This window comes from Staphylococcus lutrae, from assembly GCF_002101335.1.
Classification (GTDB): domain Bacteria; phylum Bacillota; class Bacilli; order Staphylococcales; family Staphylococcaceae; genus Staphylococcus; species Staphylococcus lutrae.
Genome location: NZ_CP020773.1, coordinates 1198263 through 1220200 on the forward strand (window position 1 = coordinate 1198263; position 21938 = coordinate 1220200).

Annotated in this window: 18 protein-coding genes; 8 read left to right on the plus strand and 10 right to left on the minus strand. The window is 36.8% G+C overall.

Annotated features, from left to right (window positions below; all coding sequences use genetic code 11):
* Positions 1–108: 108 nt before the first annotated feature.
* The 4 genes from B5P37_RS05530 to B5P37_RS05545 form a co-directional block, all read right to left on the minus strand.
* Positions 109–1305, minus strand: a complete 1197-nt coding sequence (locus tag B5P37_RS05530; RefSeq protein ID WP_085237295.1) for an MFS transporter — start codon at positions 1303–1305, stop codon at positions 109–111.
* Positions 1306–1564: 259 nt separating this feature from the next.
* Positions 1565–3193 carry an alpha-keto acid decarboxylase family protein gene (locus B5P37_RS05535; RefSeq protein ID WP_085237296.1) on the minus strand — a complete coding sequence of 543 codons (1629 nt, stop codon included), beginning with the start codon at positions 3191–3193 and terminating at the stop codon, positions 1565–1567.
* Between the two features lie 352 nt (positions 3194–3545).
* Positions 3546–4436 (minus strand): VOC family protein, encoded by an 891-nt coding sequence (locus B5P37_RS05540; RefSeq protein WP_085237297.1) that lies wholly within the window; start codon positions 4434–4436, stop codon positions 3546–3548.
* 16 nt (positions 4437–4452) lie between these two features.
* Positions 4453–4896: a (4Fe-4S)-binding protein gene (locus B5P37_RS05545; protein ID WP_085237298.1), complete on the minus strand. Its 444-nt coding sequence runs from the start codon at positions 4894–4896 to the stop codon at positions 4453–4455.
* A gap of 149 nt (positions 4897–5045) precedes the next feature.
* Here B5P37_RS05545 and B5P37_RS05550 point away from each other — a divergent pair, with 149 nt between their 5' ends.
* From B5P37_RS05550 to B5P37_RS05560, 3 genes are all read left to right on the plus strand, one after another.
* Complete coding sequence (locus B5P37_RS05550) at positions 5046–5531, plus strand: cation:proton antiporter regulatory subunit (protein ID WP_085237299.1); 486 nt, start codon at positions 5046–5048, stop codon at positions 5529–5531.
* A 5-nt stretch (positions 5532–5536) separates the two neighbouring features.
* Positions 5537–6709, plus strand: a complete 1173-nt coding sequence (locus B5P37_RS05555; RefSeq protein WP_085237300.1) for a cation:proton antiporter — start codon at positions 5537–5539, stop codon at positions 6707–6709.
* A gap of 180 nt (positions 6710–6889) precedes the next feature.
* A complete protein-coding gene (locus B5P37_RS05560; protein ID WP_085237301.1) occupies positions 6890–8131 on the plus strand; it encodes an aminoacyltransferase in 1242 nt (413 codons plus the stop codon).
* A gap of 310 nt (positions 8132–8441) precedes the next feature.
* On the opposite strand, the gene B5P37_RS05565 is transcribed toward B5P37_RS05560, so the two are convergent.
* From B5P37_RS05565 to B5P37_RS05585, 4 genes are all read right to left on the minus strand, one after another.
* On the minus strand, positions 8442–9236 hold the full coding sequence (locus tag B5P37_RS05565) for an arylamine N-acetyltransferase family protein (protein ID WP_085237302.1): 795 nt from the start codon (positions 9234–9236) through the stop codon (positions 8442–8444).
* Positions 9237–9559: 323 nt separating this feature from the next.
* Complete coding sequence (locus tag B5P37_RS05570) at positions 9560–10945, minus strand: coagulase domain-containing protein (protein WP_085237303.1); 1386 nt, start codon at positions 10943–10945, stop codon at positions 9560–9562.
* Positions 10946–11380: 435 nt separating this feature from the next.
* Positions 11381–11662 carry a hypothetical protein gene (locus tag B5P37_RS05575; protein ID WP_085237304.1) on the minus strand — a complete coding sequence of 94 codons (282 nt, stop codon included), beginning with the start codon at positions 11660–11662 and terminating at the stop codon, positions 11381–11383.
* A gap of 699 nt (positions 11663–12361) precedes the next feature.
* Positions 12362–13714, minus strand: coding sequence for an MFS transporter (locus B5P37_RS05585; RefSeq protein ID WP_085237306.1), 1353 nt, complete (start codon positions 13712–13714; stop codon positions 12362–12364).
* 375 nt (positions 13715–14089) lie between these two features.
* On the opposite strand from B5P37_RS05585, the gene B5P37_RS05590 reads away from it, so the two are divergent.
* The 3 genes from B5P37_RS05590 to B5P37_RS05600 all read left to right on the plus strand — a co-directional run bounded on the left by B5P37_RS05590 (position 14090) and on the right by B5P37_RS05600 (position 16001).
* Positions 14090–14590 (plus strand): YagU family protein, encoded by a 501-nt coding sequence (locus B5P37_RS05590; RefSeq protein WP_085237307.1) that lies wholly within the window; start codon positions 14090–14092, stop codon positions 14588–14590.
* Positions 14591–14747: 157 nt separating this feature from the next.
* On the plus strand, positions 14748–15281 hold the full coding sequence (locus B5P37_RS05595) for an exotoxin beta-grasp domain-containing protein (protein WP_085237308.1): 534 nt from the start codon (positions 14748–14750) through the stop codon (positions 15279–15281).
* 186 nt (positions 15282–15467) lie between these two features.
* Positions 15468–16001 carry an exotoxin beta-grasp domain-containing protein gene (locus tag B5P37_RS05600; RefSeq protein WP_085237309.1) on the plus strand — a complete coding sequence of 178 codons (534 nt, stop codon included), beginning with the start codon at positions 15468–15470 and terminating at the stop codon, positions 15999–16001.
* Between the two features lie 256 nt (positions 16002–16257).
* On the opposite strand, the gene B5P37_RS05605 is transcribed toward B5P37_RS05600, so the two are convergent.
* On the minus strand, positions 16258–16995 hold the full coding sequence (locus B5P37_RS05605; protein ID WP_085237310.1) for a GntR family transcriptional regulator: 738 nt from the start codon (positions 16993–16995) through the stop codon (positions 16258–16260).
* A 241-nt stretch (positions 16996–17236) separates the two neighbouring features.
* Between B5P37_RS05605 and B5P37_RS11815 the strand changes: the two genes are divergently transcribed.
* Positions 17237–17767: an exotoxin beta-grasp domain-containing protein gene (locus B5P37_RS11815; RefSeq protein WP_103322039.1), complete on the plus strand. Its 531-nt coding sequence runs from the start codon at positions 17237–17239 to the stop codon at positions 17765–17767.
* Positions 17768–17975: 208 nt separating this feature from the next.
* On the opposite strand, the gene B5P37_RS05615 is transcribed toward B5P37_RS11815, so the two are convergent.
* Positions 17976–18710: an N-acetylmuramoyl-L-alanine amidase gene (locus B5P37_RS05615; RefSeq protein WP_206168706.1), complete on the minus strand. Its 735-nt coding sequence runs from the start codon at positions 18708–18710 to the stop codon at positions 17976–17978.
* A gap of 472 nt (positions 18711–19182) precedes the next feature.
* Between B5P37_RS05615 and adhE the strand changes: the two genes are divergently transcribed.
* A complete protein-coding gene (adhE, locus tag B5P37_RS05620) occupies positions 19183–21732 on the plus strand; it encodes a bifunctional acetaldehyde-CoA/alcohol dehydrogenase (protein WP_240622382.1) in 2550 nt (849 codons plus the stop codon).
* Positions 21733–21938 lie beyond the last annotated feature (206 nt).

Sequence of the window (21938 nt, forward strand, 5' to 3'; positions counted from 1 at the left end):
TTGAAGAAGGCGAATACCTCATTTTCAACTTCGTTCGCTTCTGTCTTTTTTAAATGATGAAACCACTTTGATGCATTGGCTTATTTGAGTGACATGTGCCCCATTTTCTCACTCTACTTGAAAATCCCGTTTAAAAAATCTCGTGAAGTAAATCCACATAACAAATATCAAAAATGATGCACTTAAACAAACTATGGCTTGATGTAGGTTCAGCAACAATCCGAAACATAAAAGCGAAATCGGTATAGACATTTGACTGATGGTATCGCTCAGTGTTAAGATTCCTGCTTTGTGATGATTATTCCTCACTGTTTTCCCAACATAAGCACGGACAAGCTGTTGTGATAACGGCCGAGATAGTCCAACTAAAGTATTCAAAATCAATAGCAACAGCACTGCGACAATGAGATTGTGCACCAGCATCAGAATCATCCCCAACAACAACAAGGTTAAAGCTTGTAATAAGATTGAAATTTGATACGACTTTTTCAAGGCGCGATGTGCGATATAATGTGGAAAAATCCGCATCATCATTGCCCAACCCACCATGTAGCCAGCTTCAACTATGCCAAATTGATACGCATGAAGATGAATCACTTGAATCGCAATAATCGGCATCGCAATCGAGAATGCACTGATAAGAAAATTAACGATAAACGCTGTGAAGAGTAATCGAGAGACTTCTTTCTTATCTAATAACAATGATAAACGTGGTCGAAAGCCCTGTCGTGTACGTTCATTGCTAAACTGCGCAACATCTTCAAACGGAAGTGCTAATAAACAAAATAAAGCACACACTTCTGTCATTAAATGAAACAGCGCAAAATGTTCAATATTGATGTAGCCGATGAATAAGCCACTGATTACCGGTGCTAAAATATTAAGAGAGACATGATACGTTTCACACCATGAAATGAAACGTTCAAGGATCTCTGCTGGAACCATATGCTGTACATTTTTAGTCATTAGATGTGCCATCACTTGATGCGTCACATGGAGAATCACTCCTAAAATGATAATATAGTTAAAATATGTATCAAACATCACTGTAAATACAAACAACAAGATGATATTTAACAAATGTAAGATCATTCCTATTTTTTTATTGAAATCATTTTCTGTATCTCGTTCGAGCCACAAAGGGACCATGACGCTAGAAGTAACAATGGCAACTAAATAGAGGGTAAAAGCCGTGGGATTGTCGGTGTAGCACAAAATATAAAAGGCACAAGCAAAACTAAAAATGCGCATACCTAATGATGACAAGATAGTAAATAAGAATAAGATGACTGTTTTAACGCTCATGTTGATTCACTCCTCATTTCAACCTTATCTTATTTATTCCATATAATCAGAATTTTGTCAAAACTCTATGTAATATAAAGTGGCGCTGAATATAGTGAAATGTTTACCTCCCGATTTCTCTCAATCTCACTTATATCTAACTGGCTTTAAAAAATGATTAAACCCCCACAAAATGCATTTGAATGAATTTTGTGAGGGTGTGATTCGTGAGATTGACGTTATTGTTATAATCTTAATTGCGTTGCTGTAAACGCTTTTATTATTCTTTTAAGCCTAATAATGTTTTTGGTGCATCATCTTTATCCATAAATACTTCGATGACATGCATTTTATCAGGGGCTTGTTCAACGCGTTGTAACACTTCACGAAGCGCTTTGACAGTTTTCGCCTGATAAGTTGCCAACGCTTTATTTTCAGTTGTCATCATTTTTGGTAACTCTGCATTTTGCCACATTGGGATATCATTATAAACCGCACGTTCCCCATGAATTTTTCTTTCTATAGTGTAGCCATCATTATTGATAACGAATACAATAGGTTTTAAATTCCATTTGAGTATTGTCGAAAATGCTTGAACCGTTAATTGTAACGAACCATCACCAATCATTAAAATATTACGTCTTTCTGTATCAGCAAGCTGCGTACCTAGTAACGCTGGCAATGTATAACCAATAGATCCCCATAATGGTTGTGCAACGAATGCATTGTCTTTACCTAATGGAATATCCGCACCGATAAAGAATGATGTCCCTTGTTCCGCAACAACGATATCATGAGGTTTGACAAATTCATTCATGAGTTGTTGATAAATTTCCTGCGTAATCGGTGCTTCTACATCTTCCACTTCTACTTTTTGACGTGTAGATTCGAAACTGTCAATCGGTTGATCATAATGATAATCGATTGTTGCAAGTCCTTCTAAAACATCTTTTAAGCGGACTTGTCGATAATGTGTGTCACTCACTTTTACATCATTTTCATTGATGAAGACCACATGAGCCATGTCAAAACCTTGTGAAAATTGTGCTGTTGCGGCGTCCGTTAATTTTGCACCAATGTTGAGAATCAAGTCACTTTCATCCACTAATTTTCTAACGGCATCCTCCGATGTTTTACCGCTATAAATACCGATATAATTTGGAGAATGTTCATCTATAGCACCTTTACCAAAGTTTAATTGTGCAACTGGCAAATTCGTATGTGCCACAAATGTTTCAAACTCACTTTCCAAACGAAAAGCGTTGATTTCACGTCCCACAATCACGACTGGACTTTTAGCTTGTTTTAATGCCGTTTCGATTTTTTCTACCATAACTTGTGTATCGATAGAAGGTAAAATTTGATTGATTTTATACTCTGAGAATTCAACTTCTTGTGTTGAAACATCAATTGGCAAATGAATATGCACAGGACGTTTATGCTCATATGCCATGCGAATCGCATAAGGAATTTCAGTGACTGCATTTTCTGGTGTGATTTCAACTTGATATGCAGATACAGGGCCATACATATTTGTAAAGTCGTTGTAGTTACCTTCTCCTAATGTATGATGACGATAATCTCCATTACGTGCTGAAATTGTAGGTGGTGCACCTACAATTTGTACAACTGGAACACGCTCTGCAAATGCGCCTCCAATCCCATTGATAGCACTCAATTCTCCAACACCATACGTCGTTACTAATGCACCTAATCCTTTTATGCGGGCATAACCATCTGCAGCATAACTTGCGTTTAACTCATTTGCATTACCGACCCATTCCATATTTTCATGGGCGATGACATCATCTAAAAATGGTAAATTGTAATCTCCAGGTACACCGAAAACTTTTTCGACGCCATAACGACTTAATTCATCCATAATTAATTTACCAATTCTTACTTTCATATCTTTCACCTCTACATAAATTACACATAGCGTTACGCAATGATATCAAACGAATCCATAAAAGAATAACGAAACAGGTGCAAAAGGATCATATACGAATCCGTATGTGTTGATTTTTCTCGATAGTCATTTGAAAGCGGACAACCACATGCCTCAGCTTCAAAGCCTCATTAAAAGCTTATTTCAGTAAACGGACACCTGCCTCACTTATTATGATACGCCTCCCATTCAAAAATGTAAATGAATTAGTATTCAAACTATGGCAATAAGCAAATAAAGTTTATTTTAAATTTAAATAATCTTGCTTTCATAACACATAATTCATCCGCTTGTTTCATCTCAAGCACAATAATCAATCCAAATAAGGTAATTTTGACAATATGGCTTCTCGATTGGCTTCATATTGCGGAGGCAACATCACTTTTTGACCAAGTTGACTTTTAGACTCATCTCGATCAAAACCAGGTGTCACAGTCGCCCATTCAAAAATAATGTGACCGCGCTCTTTTGTATAAAGCGCTTTGAAATAATGACGGTCTTTTATCTCTGTCACATGATAACCTTGCCCTATTAAATAGGATTGCCAAGCAAGATGGACGTCATCATCATCTACAGACCACGCAATATGATGAACTGTCCCAACACCCCATCTTCCTTCTGGTAAGGGATTTTTAGGAATAATGATGTGATGTTTAAAATCACTCGCCGTTTCAAGATGAAAATGTGTAGCATCATGTTCAAGTTCAATTAAACCCAAATCATTCACCAATTCTTTTAACGTTTCTACTGGTCGCAACGATAATAGTACCGTACCATGAAAACCTAAAATATGATGGTTGTCACTTTCTTCATCCGTTTCAACCAATGCTAGATCAAGTCCGTGAATATCTTCAAATTCAATAGTGGGATAACGGAATCGTTCTGTTTCTGTTATTTCAATTTGGTTTGCTTTTAAATGTTCTAACCAGTACGCTTTAGAATTTTTAGGGATTCGAAATGCAATGCGTCCAACTTGTCCACTTCCTACTCGACCATGATGCGCCTTCGCCCAAGGGAAAAATGTCATCACCGAACCCGAATCTACATTGTCATTGGCAAAATAGAGATGATATGTCCCGGGATCATCAAAATTTACCGTTTTCTTTACCAATCTCAAATTTAAAACCTTTTCATAAAAATCTTTATTTTCTTTAGGATGCCCTACAATTGCCGATATATGATGGATATTTTTGATGGGTTCCATTCGTCATACCTCCTGCTTAATATTTATTTGCTTCATCTTGAATAGGTTTATAATATTGTGTTTTATCACTTTGTTCTTGGAAGCTTTTAGTATAAAATGGCGGCGACTCTGTTTTCGATAAGTCACTTGTCAAAATAGCACGATTCAAGCGCACCACTTTATCATCTTGTACTAACTTAAAATCACCGTATATAAAGAGCTCCCCATCATCACCATAGGCAACTCTTGTTTCAGGATGTGACTCTAATACACCTGACTTACATTCATAAGTAAGTGCACCACTTGGACAGCGTTCTACAACTTTAATCACATCTGTGACCTCTGCGTTATCCGGTTGAATCCACGGTCTCTTTTCAACATCAAAAACGTCACTTAACCCCCGCACACATTCCGCTGCGTGAACACAACGCCCTGGTTCAAAATGAACATTCACTTTTTCTCCTGTGTATTGTTTTACCATTTTCCCCACTCCATTCTTTTAATCGTTGCAGAAGTATTTGACCATTCATAAAACAGTCTCTATAATTTAATGATATAAGTATAATAATTATACTCTGGATAATTAAATTGAGTAAAGCGAATATACTTTTCAGCTAAGGAGGTTAACAAATGGAAGGTCAAATCATTCCTGGAGTCGGAACAAAATATAGTCTAACAACGACGAACAACGAAACGATACACATTATTCTACATTACAATGGTAAACGAGAAATTTATATTACAGATGATGATGAGGATGTCCTTGCCAATATAGGATTAAATCCAACTGAAGCGAGAGAAGTCGCTTTAAAACTAATGGATGTTAATCACGATACGATGGAAAAACAAGCATTTGAACGTTTTACGCTTATGCGCAAACAGATGCTTATAGATTGGATTAAAGTAGGTGCAAACTCCCCTCTAAAGGGCATTCATATTGCACAGGCCGAACATCGCGTGCCTGAAGGAGTTAATATTGTAGGAATCAACCGAGGCCCAGATATCATTCCTAAACCGGATGCTAGCGAGATTATTTATGAAGGCGATATCTTGCTCGTCATTGGCTATAATGATGCTGTTTCTGAATTTAATGCCGCTTGTCGCCCCGAAAGGTGACACATATGGCTTTTTTTGAACTACATGATATCCTTATTAGTGGTCTCTTACTCTTCCTACTTTTTATAAGTAGCTACCTAGCAAATCGCTTTTTCATCCCTGATATTATCATTTTTTTACTCATTGGCATTATACTTGCTTTTTTTGTTCAGCATTCTGATCTATTGACATTCATTGCTGAAATCGGTATTGTACTCATGTTTTTCATGCTAGGAATGGCGTTTCCTATCAACCAACTAAAAAAACTCGCACTTAACATTTATAAAGCTGGATTGTTAGACCTCTTTTTGTCTTTCGGCGTGACTGTAATCCTGCTTCTCATCATGAAACAGCCTATTGAAATCGCGCTATTATTAGGGGGAATTGTCTATGCAACCAGTTCATCTATTACAGTGAAACTGCTAGAAAAAAATCATCGAATGACAACAAAAGACTCGAACTTCATTCTCGGTTTACTCGTCTTCGAAGATATTGTTTCTCCATTACTTGTCACTATCATTGCAAGTATGTTTATCAGTCAAACTTTATCAGCATCCAATTTATTATTCGTCTTTGTTAAAATTTTCTTATTACTTATAGGCGCTATTGCACTTGGCCACTTTGTATTCAAAAAGCTCAGTGCTTTTGTTGAAAAATATGTTAATGAAGATTTCTTTATTTTATTTCTTGTAGGGACCAGCCTAATTTATGCAGGCTTTGCTATTCAACTCGGCTTATCTGAAGTTTTCGGTGCTTTTTTAGCAGGGATTATGCTTGCAGAAACGCGTAAAACCTCGATGTTACAACAAAGTGTACGTAACTTACGCGACCTCTTAATGCCCATTTTCTTTATCAATTTCGGTTTGTCTATCGAACTCACTTCAGGTATTTCGAACATCCCCGTTTTGGTCATCCTCATTCTATGGTCTATCATTTCTAAAATGGCGGTTGGCTATATCGGCGGTAAACAATTTGGGCTCCATTCTACACCTGCATTGCGTGCTGGATTATCATTTACACAACGCGGTGAATTTTCAATGATTATTGCAGGCTTTGCATCATCACAGATTAAAACACTGAGCGGTATCTTTATTCTGGTCTCGGCTATTATAGGTGTAACGCTCTTTCAATTTGCCCCTAAAATTGCAAAATATGTTTTCAAATCTAAAAAACAACACGCTTTTCATAATGCATCTTAAAGCATAGCCACTCACTTTACGATAACGCGACAATCACATTGTTATCAGTGAAGTGAGTTTTTATATACCGTTATCACAACATAAAAAGTAATGCATTATCAAAATATTTTGAAATCAATTCTGAACTTTAGTATATTTGTAATTGAATATAAATCGTATAACAGGGAAAGTGGGAGAACTATGAAGTTTACGGAGTTAGATGTCGAAGCGTTTGAATCATTTGTTTCAAGTCAATTTTCACATTATACACAAGGTGGTAATCATTTTCGATACAGGCAGCAATACACACATGATGTACATTTAGTGGGGGTTAAAGATGAACACGATGAAGTGATTGCAGCATGTCTCCTCACTGAAGCACGTGCTCTAAAAATTTTTAAATACTTTTACACTCATCGTGGTCCTGTTTTAGACTATGAAAACCTTGAACTGGTTCAGTTCTTTTTTGAAAACCTTACACATTACCTCAAACAACATGGCTGTTTATATGTTTTAACTGACCCGTATGTGATTGCACGTATACGGGATTCCAAAGGGCATATTACGCAAAGCTTTGATCGACGTGCACTCTTTGAGACATTTGAAAAATTAGGCTACCGACATCAAGGGTTTCCGATTGGCTATTCAAGTAAGCGTCAAATACGTTGGCTCTCTGTCCTTAATCTCAAAGGTAAATCTGAAGCAGAATTATTAAAAGCGATGGACTATCAGACACGTCGTAACATTAAAAAAACCTATGAAATGGGAGTTCAAGTCAAAGATTTACCTATCTCGGAAACGGCACGCTTTTTCAAGCTTTTTCAAATGGCTGAAGAAAAGCACGGTTTCACTTTTAGAGATCAATCGTATTTTGAAGAAATGCAAAAAATCTATGCAGGTCATAGCGTTCTAAAATTAGCCTATATTGATTTGAATCAACTTCTGGTACAACAAAATGACACACTCAAAACATTGGTTGCATCCGCCTCAGATATTGAAAACTTATTAAAAAGTGCACCAAATTCTAAGAAAAATAAAAGCAAGTTAAAACAAACACGACAACAAATCCAAGCACAAGAGCGCAAAATCTCTCAAACACAGCGCTTCATTTCCGAAGACGGGGCAGTATTAGATTTAGCCGCCGCATTATATATTGATAATGCGCACGAACTGTATTATCTTTCAAGTGGGTCGAATCCTAAATATAATGTATATATGGGGGCTTATCGCTTACAATGGGAGATGATTCAATTTGCACTTCGACAAGGCATAGACCGCTATAATTTTTACGGTGTGACCGGTGACTTTACAATACACGCCGAAGATTATGGTGTCCAGCGCTTTAAAGAAGGGTTTGACGCACACATAGAGGAGTATATTGGAGACTTTGTCAAGCCGATAAGGCCTTGGTTATACCGCTTATTTCAACTGATATCACGTTAGTTATATCTCCAATCGATATACGAATCATGCTTTTGTATCAATATTACAAGAACCACCTATCATTAAATACATGGTGTATAGCACTGAGAGGCTTTCTCCCAATTTAATCATGGATTACAGGCACTCTACTACATCAATATTTGGCGTTATACTCAGTCACTAGTCTTATTGAGTATAGCGCCATTTTTTCGCAACCCGTCAAAAAAGAGATGAAGCCACTTTATGCGACTTCATCTCTCATTTTTGCTCACCAGGCCAATTTGACAAAGCGCCTGATATTTATCACACCATGTACTTTCACGCATCGTTTTTACTGTTTTTCTATACGTGGTATGTGCACGTCTAGCCCAAAGTAGCTTTGCAACAGTTCACGATAGTTTTCTGCAGTCACAGGAATTTTCGTTTTGCCTTCCATCGTTGTGACAGTTACATGTGACAACGACATCGTGTTGTGTCCTTGAGGCGTCTTAATATTCACCATCAGTATTTTCTTAAATACATAGTCCGGATGATTAATTGTAAAATCATAACGTGCATCAAAATAGTCTATCGTTCTATTCACATTTTCAAAATAGAGCAAGTCTGTCCAAACTTTATTCACTGCGTCATTTTTTGTCATTTGCACGTAATAAGCATTTTCTTGCTGTTCTGCTGGAATAATTCGATAAATGTCACCTTCATCATCAACATATGCACCATTTAGCGGGATAGGTTGACTTGGAAAATGACCAAATCCGGTATCTGCAATATAATCTTGACCTTCTATTGTAACGATCGTTGTTAAGTGTGTATCCATTTTCTTCCAATCTCGTTGTGGGGGCTTCACATACCCAGAAATCAATTTTGTGTTGAAACCACGATGTGTTAAATACGCATATGTGACAAGATTATTTTCATAACATAATCCCCCACGATGGCATTTAACAAACTTGTTAATATTTTGATGAACATCCATCGTGATGCCTTTCCCATTGAACACATCAATTGCTTCAAAAGGAATCTTTATCATGAAATGATAGATATATTTTTTCAATGCCTCAAGTGTATGCGTTTCCATATCTTCTTGCTGAATGCCAATATAGTTTTCAAGTGCTTTGAAAGTCATGCTATCCCGTCCTCTCATTAAAAACAGTATTTTCTTTCTCCATCATTTTTTAATGATTTCCGCGCACATTTCTTCATGCACAAGACCTCCCGCTATGTCTCATCCATATGCACCGTTATCGCTATCATTCATTTTAAGAGGTTACTGATAACACTATCATAAATCTCATGCTGCCACTTTACAAACGGAATGCATTCCTATTATTTCGAACAACACTTATCTCTATTCCCTAAGTTGATTGGCATTGGGGTAAATCATTTCCACGTCTAAAACCTATTATTTTCTGCATATGGCTCTATTATATGGCCCAATGTCATTTCAAATTATTGTCCATTATATGCACGCTGAATCATTTTGTTAAAATATTTTTGATGGGCTTCACCGAGCATATTCACCTTTTTTTGTGCCGCAATTCTATCTTGATATTTATGCGTATCAACATATTGCTTCACTAGCCATTCAGCCTCTCTAACATGATTACGGCGAATCGCTCGTTTATCACGTTCAGTAAAGTCTGATGTGTCGCTTTCACTGTAGCCAACCATTTCACCACTATGTTGATAGTACGATATTTCTTCCATATCTACCCAATTCGATTCCGTTATGACTTCCGTTTCAACATTTTCCACGGGTGCCGCCATACGTTGCGGTACTTTCGTTGATGCTGGAATTGGAGGTGTTTGAATATCAACACGTTCCTTTTGGTGGAATGTCGACATAGGCTTCTCCACTATCTCTTCTGTAAATATCGGCATCTCGATTTCGTTTGCAGGGGGTGACTCTATCTCAAGCGCTTTCACAGGTGATGTTGAGGACACAGGTTGTATAGCGTCATGCTTGAGTGGTAGATCCTTTTTAAATGCTCTTGGATGTCTTAAACTCACATTTACTTTTGCATTTTGAGCATCATTTCTGAGTTTTTGTTTTAAAACATGGTCATTTTGATTCTCCGCAGTCAGTGTCGGTATCTCTTTAGGACGTGCCAAATCAATATCTTCAAAAAATTCATCGATGATTGTTTCTAAATCTTCTAAGCGCTCATTCAACATTCTTTGATTTACAGGTTTCTTTAATTCACGCTCATTTTCTGTCCCACCCATAATCAAATCTAACTTATTATATAAATCTGCTCGTTCATCTGTCTTCCTATAAAATGTTTGACCTAGCATCAATACTTTGTTTTCCAATTCATTAACCTTTTCGTCTGCTTTGTCTTGCTCCTCATCAGTAAAGGTTTTTAAATCTGTATGTTTTGTTTCAACATTTTTTATTTCGTCTTCGAAATCATTTTTGTTTTGTTTCAATGCATCATACACCGCTGCATATCTATGATGCGTCAATCCATAAATATCTTCACGCTGTTCCATATTATTTTTATGACGGTAATTAATGATTTTTTCTTCAAGTAAAAATCTATTTATTGCATCATTTTCTGCCAAAAATTTATCTTGATATTTTTGATAAGCTGCTTTAAATTCAGGCTCATCAAAGCGATGATAATCTTTAACTGACAATCTATATATCAAATCATCTAAACTATCTGTATACTGTTTAACAGTATAACTTTTATTACGATCTCCTTTTAATTCCAATGCCTTCGATTTATATGGATTTGGTTCACCACTTACAATCGCACTTGCATTCCCTGTTGTAGCGTAATGTGATGCCAAAATTGCCCCTGACATTAAAATGAATAACTTTTTCCTCACTTGTCTAACTCCCTTATTTTATATTTTTAATATTATGTCTTATTTATATATATAAATTTTTAAGCAGGATTACATTATATATTATAATGTGTAAGATAAAAATTAACTATACTTTAAAAAAGTATAAATTAAAAACATGTAAATTAAGAGATTTTTAATAGTTGTTATTAACAATAACCGCCCATTTTCATGAAGGTACATGAAGCAGATTAAGTTTTTATATGTATTCAAAAATTCGAGAGATGAGGCAATCTAGCTCTCTTTACAACTGTAAAAAAGCTGCGAAGAAATTGATAATGATGAATTTCCTCGCAGCTTATCTAAGTATGTTTTAAATTTCAAACCTCAAAAAAGAAGTCCCGCCAAAATAAATGTCAATGATGGTGTGTTGCTCTTTTTTAGAATCAATCTTCATCCTTTACACAAACACTGTGGTTATTTAATCACTGCCACCTTTAATAGGATATACACAATGATCAAATCCAATACGGATAGCCCAACATAAAGTAGTAACATACCTGAAATTTGTATAGGTAATAGTAGTACAATAATAAGGTAAATCAAACTTAATATGAGAAATGATTGTCCTATTAAAACATTGGTCCGTGCATGATTAGGAAAAAAAGAAATAATCGGTTGTTTGCGATTAAAAATAATCAACCACGCCCCGGTTAATAAAATTAAAATTGCAAAGCTAATTCCCACGGCATAACGCATTTCAAACACTCCAGTCTTTATTTTATCTCTTTAGCTGAGTGAAATATCTATCGATAGGCTTGTGACAAACTGATGTAAAAATAAGTTCTATTTCATAAAATCAACAACTTATGTACATATTATCATTATAAACAAATGAATTAAATAGTTATTTTTACATTGAAAATTAATTTTTATAAAAATGCATAATAGACGTATTCCGCTATATATTCAATGCCTTTGCTAAAAATGAAGGGAAGGATACACTATGAACACCGCTTCAGCAAGCAGATGATGCATCATTATTACAGATAAGCGATGGCTTTTGTTTTTTGTGACTTCGGATTTCCAATGTATTGATGGGATGCGTATTGTTTCACGTGAAATCTTCATCATTTGAATAGTAAAAATGAGCATCTCATATATCTTTATCCATTGCACATCACAAATAGTGCCGTGTTTTAAAAAGTTTATTACAGTACTTTTTACCACTTGATACAATCCCCCCTAAAGACCAGCCTTTTAAAGCTCACATTTAGGGGGGATAACATAGAGAGAAGAAATGATGTCGCTCGTAAGTGAAACTACTTGCAAACACCCTATTCCTATTCCTACATATATAATTATTGATAACGATAACTAGGTTATATTCTCAAAAAGTTTCTATCGTTGTCATTTTTTCATATTGATGATCACGATTGTATGCTGATTCTGAGTAACCTATTCAGAGACTTCTGATCTTGTCCATCGACTTAAGACGATAAATAAACCCAATCCAATAAGGCTCATGATACCAAGTACAAGTAAGATAGCACCAAAATGAGCCTTTAATGTTTCATTCCCCGGGAAATGAAGCGCATGAAGGTCGATTAGTGCTGCCGCAATCGCGATTCCAACAGAAACTGCAACATTAATAATAAGATTATAAAAACCAATCGCCACCCCTGTCATTTGAACATCGATTGTTTGAATCGCTTCATTTAGCAGTGGCGCATACATCAAAGCAAAGCTACCAGCAAAGAGAATCATTGAAATTACAAAAATGGTAACATGTGCGCCTACTGTAAATGCAGGCAAAAACAAACTAAAAGTGATACATACGATGGCCGTGATAATGGCTTGTTTTGAGGTTAAATACCGCCCGATTTGACCACTCATCGCGCCTACAATCACGGCCACTACATAACCTGGTAGAAGGAGAAGTGAAGTCGTATCTAATTTAAAATGATAAATCTGCTCCATAATAAATGGAAACGTAAAAATATAACCGAGTTGTATCGCATACATCACAAAGACAATAAATAAATATGATGCGTAACGTTTATTTTTGAAAAATGTCTTATCCACTAGCGGGTGTCGGGCACGTTGGATATAGAATGCAAACATCCCAACAATGATTATAGCCAAACCGAGATAAAGCCAATTAAAATTCGTAATAAATAGCATCACCGTGGTCGCAATCGTTGCAATTAAAATCAATCCAATGAAATCTAAATGTGCTTTATTTTTATGATTTTCTTTCGGCAATAATTTGAACAAGAAAGGTAAAGTCAATATCACGATAAGCGCAATTAAGAACATGTCCGTCCAATGTAAATAGGTCGAAATAAATCCACCGGAAAGCGTTCCAATAACCAGTGAGAGCGAATAACTACTTGTACTCAAACCAAGATACGTTTTTTGGTCTTCACGAGATAGATATTTAGCCACATAAATGACATACAATGTTTCTGCTGCGGCAAGTCCCGCCGTTTGTATCATACGTGCCGCAAGAAGCAGTGCAAATTGATGTTGAAAAATATAACCCAAAATAGATCCTACAATAATAAAAAGCACACCATAAATAAATAACGTCCGTATACTGACTGCATCAGATAACGAGGCATAAACCACTGCACCAATACCAATCACTAGACCTGCTAATGTAGCTTGCCAACTCACTGTTGTCACCGAAATGTTCAAATCATTGGCAATCGCAACAGAGATTAGTTTAAAAGAATTATCAATAACTAAGCTGAATACAAATAAAAAAAGTAAAATGGGCACTGCTTTTTTCACTTTTGAATATTCCATGTTCTCCTACTCCTTTACATTCGAGATGATGCTCTTTTTCATCTTTTTCGCACCTGATGCAGTGATTCATCTCAATTCGAAATACTTTTTTGCAAACTTGTATAATTATTTGTCTAATTGTCTATACAATAACATACTACATCATTCAGATAGCGCTTTCAACGCTCAGAATATGTCAATTTCAAAAACATTTTTCATTCTTATCACATTTCTATTTGTCTAAACGTCATGAATTTTCCGAACAACTTCAAAAATTGCTGACGCCCTTCATATCATTGTCACCAAATGTTTAAAAGCCGAATTCTTACGATATTGAGATTTTTTTCACATATTATTATACTAAGAGTATCTTAATGGTTATTGGAGGAATGCTTAATGAAACAATGGCACCTTATCCTTTATACAGGATTAGTCGGAGGCGTTTTGTCCGGTATTGTCAAACTCGGTTGGGAAGTGATGTTACCGCCTCGTACCCCTGAGCGCAATGCGACAAACCCACCTCAAATGTTGCTACAACAACTTGGCTTCAGCGATGACTTTACTCATCAAACATATACGTTCTCACAAATGCACTTGCCTTGGGTCAGTTTTATCGTACATTTTGGTTTTTCCATTGTGATTGCAGTGATTTATTGCTTAGTCGTCCAAAAATATGCCACACTCGCTATCGGAAAAGGGGCTCTTTTCGGTGTCCTTATTTGGATTCTCTTTCACTTAATTCTCATGCCAGGACTGCACACCGTTCCTGCTGCTTGGAATCAACCTTTCCAAGAACATTTTTCCGAACTTTTTGGTCACATCGTGTGGATGATGACTATCGATGGTGTACGACGATTGTATCTTAACCAGTCGCCTCACCCCACTTCAATTGAATAGCTAAACATTAGCATACACTGGATTTATGACACCCTCATTGGCAATTACTGTTGTCGAACATTCTATGGATAAGAGACTTTTAATAGTTGGTTAATGGCCATGTCATAGCATGCACTGTAAACTGTGATTTACCACATAAAGAAAAGAGGATACATCAATGAAAATTAAACAACTTTTTCTTGCAAGTGTTGCAACGACTACATTATTCAGTGGTGGTGTTCAACTACTTGATTCAAACTTTTCAGGCTATTCAGCGTTAGCAGCTGAAAACAAAGCGACAGATTCAAGTGTCAAAGCACTTTATGAACGTTACAGTAAACCCTATATTAATCATTTAAAAGAAGAAAACAAAAATTGGAGCGCTGTAAGTGCACCAAGAAACAAAAATCAAGTTCGTATACTCGTTGAAGGTTTTTATACTAAAGGTACTGGGGTCGAACGTAAGCATGCACATGTCACATTGCCTAAAGGTGAAATCACATTGAAAGAGCTCGATCATATCGTTCGTTACGCTGCTGTCAACTTTGGACTATATCAGTCTGGCAAACCAACCCGTGGAGAAATGCTTGCTTTTAGAACTGACAAAGATCGCTATACATTAGAATTGCATAAACCATTACAACCTCATCGAGAAAACGTCAAAATCAACACCGAAGATCTCGTCCTGGTTGCTTTCCATATTCAAGAATAGTCTAAATTTAACACCCTATGCTAAAATACAATTTCAAAAGCAAAAACTAAATTATTGAAATATAATAATATTAATATTAATGTTTTATAATTAAACGGTAAGATGTTTTTAATGATTGGTTAATAGTCAATAAAAGCCATAACCTGTAAACTGTAATTAATCAAATAAAGAAAAGAGGATACATCAATGAAAATCAAACAACTTTTTCTTTCCGGCATTACAGTAGCTGCATTATTCAGTATTGGTCTACAACAGCTTGATTCACAGAGTTCAGGAAATACTGCAGTCGCAGCTGAAACAAAAGCCACAAACCCCAATGTAAAATCCTTATTTGAGCGTTACAGTAAACCAAATATTAACAATTTAAAAGAAGAGAACAACCATTGGAAACACACGAGTGCAACATCAAACAATGAGCAAGTCAGTTTATTTGTAGAAGGGTTCCATAAAGATGGGAACAAATTGACACGTAAAGGTGTAGAGGTCACATTACCAAAAGGTGAAATCACATTGAAGGAACTCGATCACATCGTTCGCCATACGGTGGTTAACTTTGGTTTATATCAATCAGATCAGGCGTCAAAAGGCTTAATTACTGTCTTTAGAAGTGATGAAGATCGTTATACATTTGAATTGCAAAAACCATTACAACAGCATAGAGAAAACGTTAAAATTAAAACGGAAGACCTTGCTATAGCTTCATTTTATTTTGAAAACTAATCCAATAACATTGTAAGTCAAACTTCTGCTTCAAAATTGTCATTTTTAACGACAATTTTGAAGCTTTTTAACTCATTTATCTCCCCTCTTTCCTTTAAATTGATACAAATTTTCAAGAGTATATCAGTTTCTCAACTTTTTACATCAAAAATAGTGCCAGTGTATCAACCAAGAAATCGTTCATATCTCTAAATCCATTCCGCTTAAATTACCAACTCTTTACACTATATAACGTCTCACTGCTTGTCATATGTATCTAATCTATAGATTTCACGCGTGATATCATCAGTTCAGCATGTTCATGAGGAACATACCATTTATTGACCATAATTGGATTGAGATCGTAGGCATACATTTTCTCTACAATCAACCAGCATTGATGCCCACCGTCAAAAACGAATGAATCACTACCAAAATGTGGCTCTTCTGTTATTGAACACTTCAAATTGGATTGCGTCGCATGCTGATAGATTGTTTTTTCAACAAATTCAATCATATGTGCTTCGTGCTGTGCCTGAATATTAAATGTCTCAATGACATAAAAAGGGATAAAAGTGAAACAAAATGCATCTGCGTCCTGAGATGTTCGATCTTCGCATTGATAATACCGTTCCATTGCGATGACGGCTTTAGGATGGTTGGGGAAAAGATGATTCGTATACTCACTTTCTAAATCGACACGATAGTTGACTGAACGAATTGCCATCGGTACAGTCGTCAGTTGTTCAAGTGGGTGATGAAATGTCTCAATACTCGTCACTTGATGTGTCCGTGATTGAGGAAGTACAAAATGACCTTTCCCACGAATACTTTCGACGACACCGTCTTCTGTTAATATCTTAATCGCTTGGCGTAACGTCATACGACTCACTCCAAAACGTTCACATAATTCTTTTTCAGTAGGTAGTGCTTGTCCGCTCGGAAATTTTCCCATTTGAATTTCCTCATATAATGTATTGTAAATCATTAAAAACTTTGGCTTTGATTGCCCCACACCGATACACCTCCAAACAATTTCTAGTCATTTCTATCATACAATAGCCCATACTATATGTCATATCCCTTCGCTATATGTGTAGAAGCCCTTGATTCTCCCATGTATCACCACACCTTTAAAATATTTTAATTTTATAAACAAACAATAAGATTTTATTAATAAAAAATTAATGGTAAATAGGTTAAATGCCCTGTACAATTTAAATATAATATAACATCAATGAAAAGAGGAAACATCTATGAACATTAAAACATTATTCGCTTCAAGCCTTGTTGCTGCCTCTCTATTCGGTGCAACACAACCTGCATTCGCAGCTGAAATACTCACACCTGATACAAGCCAAGAAATCAAAACAACAAATCCTGAAGTCAAAAAATTATACGAACGTTATAGCCAGTCTAAAATCGGTGATCGTGTAGAAAAACATGGGAACTGGCACTTCTCACAACAACCTGTAAAAAGTAATCAAGTCAGATTAAATCTCCAAGGTACATATCATATTGGTGCCAATGCCTATCATCCAAAACGTCATGTGACATTAGATAAAGGTAAAATCACATTAAAAGAGCTCGATCATATCGTTCGCTATGCGCATGTCTCATATGGTTTATACGAATCTGATACATTGCCACAAGGTAAAATCGTTATCCATACAAAAGATCATAACTTCTACACACTGGAAGTTCATAAACCACTACAAAGTCATAGAGAAAATGTTGAGATAAATATTGAAGACTTAACTCATATCACATACGATATACAAGCGTAACCAATCACCGAGAACATCCTTCGCATATCTTAACTTCAACATTTCACATCTACTTAAGTCTACGATAATACCTATATCGATTTAAATAGATGAACTGGAATATTATTAGTAGCAGGTATAACATAATCACAAATGAACGCCCTTCAATAGTGCCATTTCTCAATGATTCTATTGAAGGGCGTCTTTCATTTTATGGGATGAAGTTGATTTATAACATTTGTTGATAGTGATATTTTACGAGTTCAAAAAATTGATCCATATCATAACCCCAACGTGCGAAATATTCAATTGGATCAACATGTGTTGTCCCACCCCAATATTTATGAACCGCATAATGACTAATAATAGAGCCTACACCTTCTTGACGATCTGCAAGTGTCGGTTCAATATTATTTTGTTTTAACATGTAGGCTGCGAGCCACGCCTGGTTGTTTACAGACCGTGCAAAATCATCAAAAGTATATGCCCGAACAACCTCGATTTGATAAAAGTAAGGGTTGGCTTGTTTTCCTGCTCCCCATACTAAATACTTCGAAGGGGCTGTCAGATGAATCTCCTTTGAATCTACAAAAGCATGTACAAACGCCCGATCATAAGTTGCATACATGCGATCGACCCATTCATTCAAAGAACGGTAATCCTCCCCAACTTCATGAATGACGACCCCAATATACGTTCCATGTTTATAAGGTAACTGAGGTAAGGTGTCCATACGTGGATCTTTAACTACAGGAGAGTGACCCAAATGCGTACTAATAATATACTGATTCACATTCGGATATGGTAGCGGTGGAAGCCCTTGTGAATGATTCGTTGCTGCACTGGCTTCCGCCATGAAAGCAGGCATACCGAACAATGATCTTGTATAAACTGTCGGTGTCAAACACAACGTGGTTAGAGTCACAACAATAGATAGAGATGAAGCAAAAAAACGTTTGAACATATCCATCACACCTTTCACTTTTTTAAATTTTAAAATACAAATATCATATAATTCTTTTATAAAATAAATATCTCCTGCATACAAATCAAAGTCAAGTGTTTTATGATTTTAAAAACGTCATTTTACACCTATAAAAACCATCTTTTCCCTTCAAAATCCTTAGTCATGCCTCTTAATAATCCTATTTTTTATGCGACACACACCTATCATTGTTCATTTGCACTGACATCTTTTTGTATTCAATGACCACGCCCCTCAATTGATCCATATATCATTTTAAAAATAACAACACGCACTCCATGGTTAAGTTGTTCAAATATTTGACGCAATTTATAAATAGTTTATTGAAAATACTTTACCTTACTCATTGTATGTAATATAATGTTTGTGAATTAATTCACAATATTTTTAGGAGGAATGCCTTATGATGACAGCTTTAGCAACACAACAACCGGCAACAGATGTGATTGAAATGGTTCAAACTTTAACTGAAAATGGAAAAAAAGCACTCAAAGCACTTGCGTCAAAGTCACAACAGGAAATTGATACAATTGTCCATGAAATGAGTATTGCCGCAGTAGATCAACATATGCCACTGGCTAAAATGGCATTTGAAGAAACGGGTCGCGGTATCTATGAAGACAAAGCGATTAAAAACTTATACGCGTCTGAATATATCTGGCACTCTATTAAAGATAATAAAACAGTCGGTATCATTGGTGAAGACACACAAAAAGGCTTAACGTACGTCGCCGAACCGGTGGGCATTATCTGCGGTGTCACACCGACGACCAATCCTACTTCCACAACGATTTTCAAAGCGATGATTGCGATTAAAACTGGAAACCCTATCATTTTTGCTTTTCACCCGAGCGCACAACAATCCTCTAAAGCAGCAGCACAATGTGTATTAGACGCAGCAGTGAAAGCAGGTGCCCCTCCTCACGCCATTCAATGGATCGAACATCCTTCAATTGCTGCAACACAACAATTAATGAATCATGAAGACGTGGCACTGGTATTAGCAACAGGGGGATCAGGCATGGTGAAATCCGCCTACTCAACAGGCAAACCGGCTTTAGGTGTCGGCCCTGGTAATGTTCCCGCTTATATTGAAAAAACGGCTCAAATCCAACGTGCGGTCAATGATATCATTGGTTCTAAAACTTTTGACAATGGCATGATTTGTGCTTCTGAACAAGCCGTGATTGTAGATAAAGCCGTTTATGAGACAGTCAAAAAAGAATTTAAAGCACATCAATGCTACTTTGTGACCGCTAAAGAGCGTCCATTATTAGAACAAGCAATGATGAACGAACGTAAAACTGGTGTCTGCGCAGATATTGTCGGGAATGCCGCAACGGAAATCGCTCGTAAAGCGGGAATCCAAGTTCCTGAAGGCACAAAACTACTGATTGTCGAACTCGAAGGTGTGGGTGAATCCTATCCTTTATCAAGAGAAAAGTTATCTCCTGTTCTCGCTATGGTCAAAGCCACTTCTTCAACACATGCTTTTGAACTTTGTGAGGGTATGTTGTCACTCGGTGGCCTCGGTCATACTGCCGTCATCCATTCAGAAGATCCAACGCTTCAACAATCATTCGGTATGCGTATGAAAGCGTGTCGCATCCTCGTCAACACCCCTTCTGCTGTAGGAGGAATCGGTGATATGTACAATGAACTCATCCCTTCTTTAACATTAGGTTGTGGTTCATACGGTAAAAATTCAGTGTCACACAATGTCTCAGCTATCGACTTGATCAACATCAAAACAATCGCACAACGACGCAACAACATGCAATGGTTCAAATTACCCCCCAAAGTGTATTTCGAAAAAAACGCGCTCATGTATCTGACAGAGATGGCACAGGCTGAACGTGTCATGCTAATTTGTGACCCCGGCATGGTCGAATTCGGATATGCTGAACGCGTTGAAAGTGTATTACGTCGCCGCGCGCAAACACCACAAATCAAAATATTTAGCGATGTCGAACCTAACCCTTCAACTGACACCGTTTACCGTGGCTTGGATATGATGACACAGTTCAAACCAGATACAATCATCGCACTGGGTGGGGGTTCTGCCATGGATGCTGCGAAAGCCATGTGGATGTTTTTTGAACACCCTGAAACTTCTTTCTTCGGCGCGAAACAAAAATTTTTGGACATTCGTAAACGTACCTATCAAATTGGTAAACCAGAAAATGCCAAATTCATCTGTATTCCGACAACTTCAGGTACAGGTTCAGAAGTGACACCTTTCGCAGTCATTACTGACAGTGAAACGCATGTCAAATACCCTTTAGCTGATTATGCATTAACACCTGATATTGCGATTGTCGATCCTCAATTTGTCATGAGTGTTCCTCAAAGTGTCACTGCCGATACGGGCATGGATGTACTCACTCATGCGATTGAGTCCTATGTTTCGGTCATGGCATCCGATTATACACGTGGTTTAAGTTTGCAAGCCATTCAGCTGACTTTTGACTACTTAAAATCATCTGTCAAAGAAGGGGATGCGTTATCAAGAGAAAAAATGCATAATGCATCCACTTTAGCAGGTATGGCGTTTGCAAATGCATTTTTAGGGATTAGCCACTCCATCGCACACAAAATCGGTGGAGAATATGGGATTCCACACGGAAGAACGAATGCCATTCTACTTCCACACGTTATTCGCTATAATGCGAAAGACCCACAAAAACATGCGCTCTTTCCAAAATATGAATATTTTAGAGCCCATACAGACTATGCGGATATTGCAAAGCATTTAGGACTACCGGGTCAAACAACTGAAGAACTCGTGGAAGCTTTAGCAACAGCTGTTGATCAACTTGGACGTGATATCGGTATCGAGATGAATCTCAAAGCGCAAGGTGTCACTGAAGACGTGCTTGCTACGACGGTCGATCGTATGGCCGCATTAGCTTACGAAGATCAATGTACGACAGCCAATCCGAAAGAACCCTTAATTAGTGAACTAAAGGACATTATTTTAGCCGCATATGAAGCCAAATAGACAACATCCCCTTAAATACGAATCATAAGTAGGCGCACGCTGCATGAAAACGCACGTTTGACATATCGCGTTCAGACAGCACAACTTATCAAAACGAGGCGGGATATCATCTTATATTCAGACAAGATGTTGTCCCGCTTCAATCGTGTCATGCAAACATTGATACAACATTCTTTTTCAGCATAGTAATTCATTAGATTTCACGA

Bases quoted from the DNA above. Each gene is read 5' to 3' on its own strand.
- B5P37_RS05535 (WP_085237296.1), bottom strand. From the start codon at position 3,193: ATGAAAGTAAGAATTGGTAAATTAATTATGGATGAATTAAGTCGTTAT.
- B5P37_RS05615 (WP_206168706.1), bottom strand. From the start codon at position 18,710: ATGTTCAAACGTTTTTTTGCTTCATCTCTATCTATTGTTGTGACTCTA.
- B5P37_RS05595 (WP_085237308.1), top strand. From the start codon at position 14,748: ATGAAAATTAAACAACTTTTTCTTGCAAGTGTTGCAACGACTACATTA.
- B5P37_RS05530 (WP_085237295.1), bottom strand. From the start codon at position 1,305: ATGAGCGTTAAAACAGTCATCTTATTCTTATTTACTATCTTGTCATCA.
- B5P37_RS11815 (WP_103322039.1), top strand. From the start codon at position 17,237: ATGAACATTAAAACATTATTCGCTTCAAGCCTTGTTGCTGCCTCTCTA.
- B5P37_RS05575 (WP_085237304.1), bottom strand. From the start codon at position 11,662: ATGCGTTATGCCGTGGGAATTAGCTTTGCAATTTTAATTTTATTAACC.
- B5P37_RS05590 (WP_085237307.1), top strand. From the start codon at position 14,090: ATGAAACAATGGCACCTTATCCTTTATACAGGATTAGTCGGAGGCGTT.
- B5P37_RS05555 (WP_085237300.1), top strand. From the start codon at position 5,537: ATGGCTTTTTTTGAACTACATGATATCCTTATTAGTGGTCTCTTACTC.
- B5P37_RS05600 (WP_085237309.1), top strand. From the start codon at position 15,468: ATGAAAATCAAACAACTTTTTCTTTCCGGCATTACAGTAGCTGCATTA.
- B5P37_RS05545 (WP_085237298.1), bottom strand. From the start codon at position 4,896: ATGGTAAAACAATACACAGGAGAAAAAGTGAATGTTCATTTTGAACCA.
- B5P37_RS05560 (WP_085237301.1), top strand. From the start codon at position 6,890: ATGAAGTTTACGGAGTTAGATGTCGAAGCGTTTGAATCATTTGTTTCA.
- B5P37_RS05550 (WP_085237299.1), top strand. From the start codon at position 5,046: ATGGAAGGTCAAATCATTCCTGGAGTCGGAACAAAATATAGTCTAACA.
- B5P37_RS05585 (WP_085237306.1), bottom strand. From the start codon at position 13,714: ATGGAATATTCAAAAGTGAAAAAAGCAGTGCCCATTTTACTTTTTTTA.
- B5P37_RS05565 (WP_085237302.1), bottom strand. From the start codon at position 9,236: ATGACTTTCAAAGCACTTGAAAACTATATTGGCATTCAGCAAGAAGAT.
- adhE (WP_240622382.1), top strand. From the start codon at position 19,183: ATGGTTCAAACTTTAACTGAAAATGGAAAAAAAGCACTCAAAGCACTT.
- B5P37_RS05540 (WP_085237297.1), bottom strand. From the start codon at position 4,436: ATGGAACCCATCAAAAATATCCATCATATATCGGCAATTGTAGGGCAT.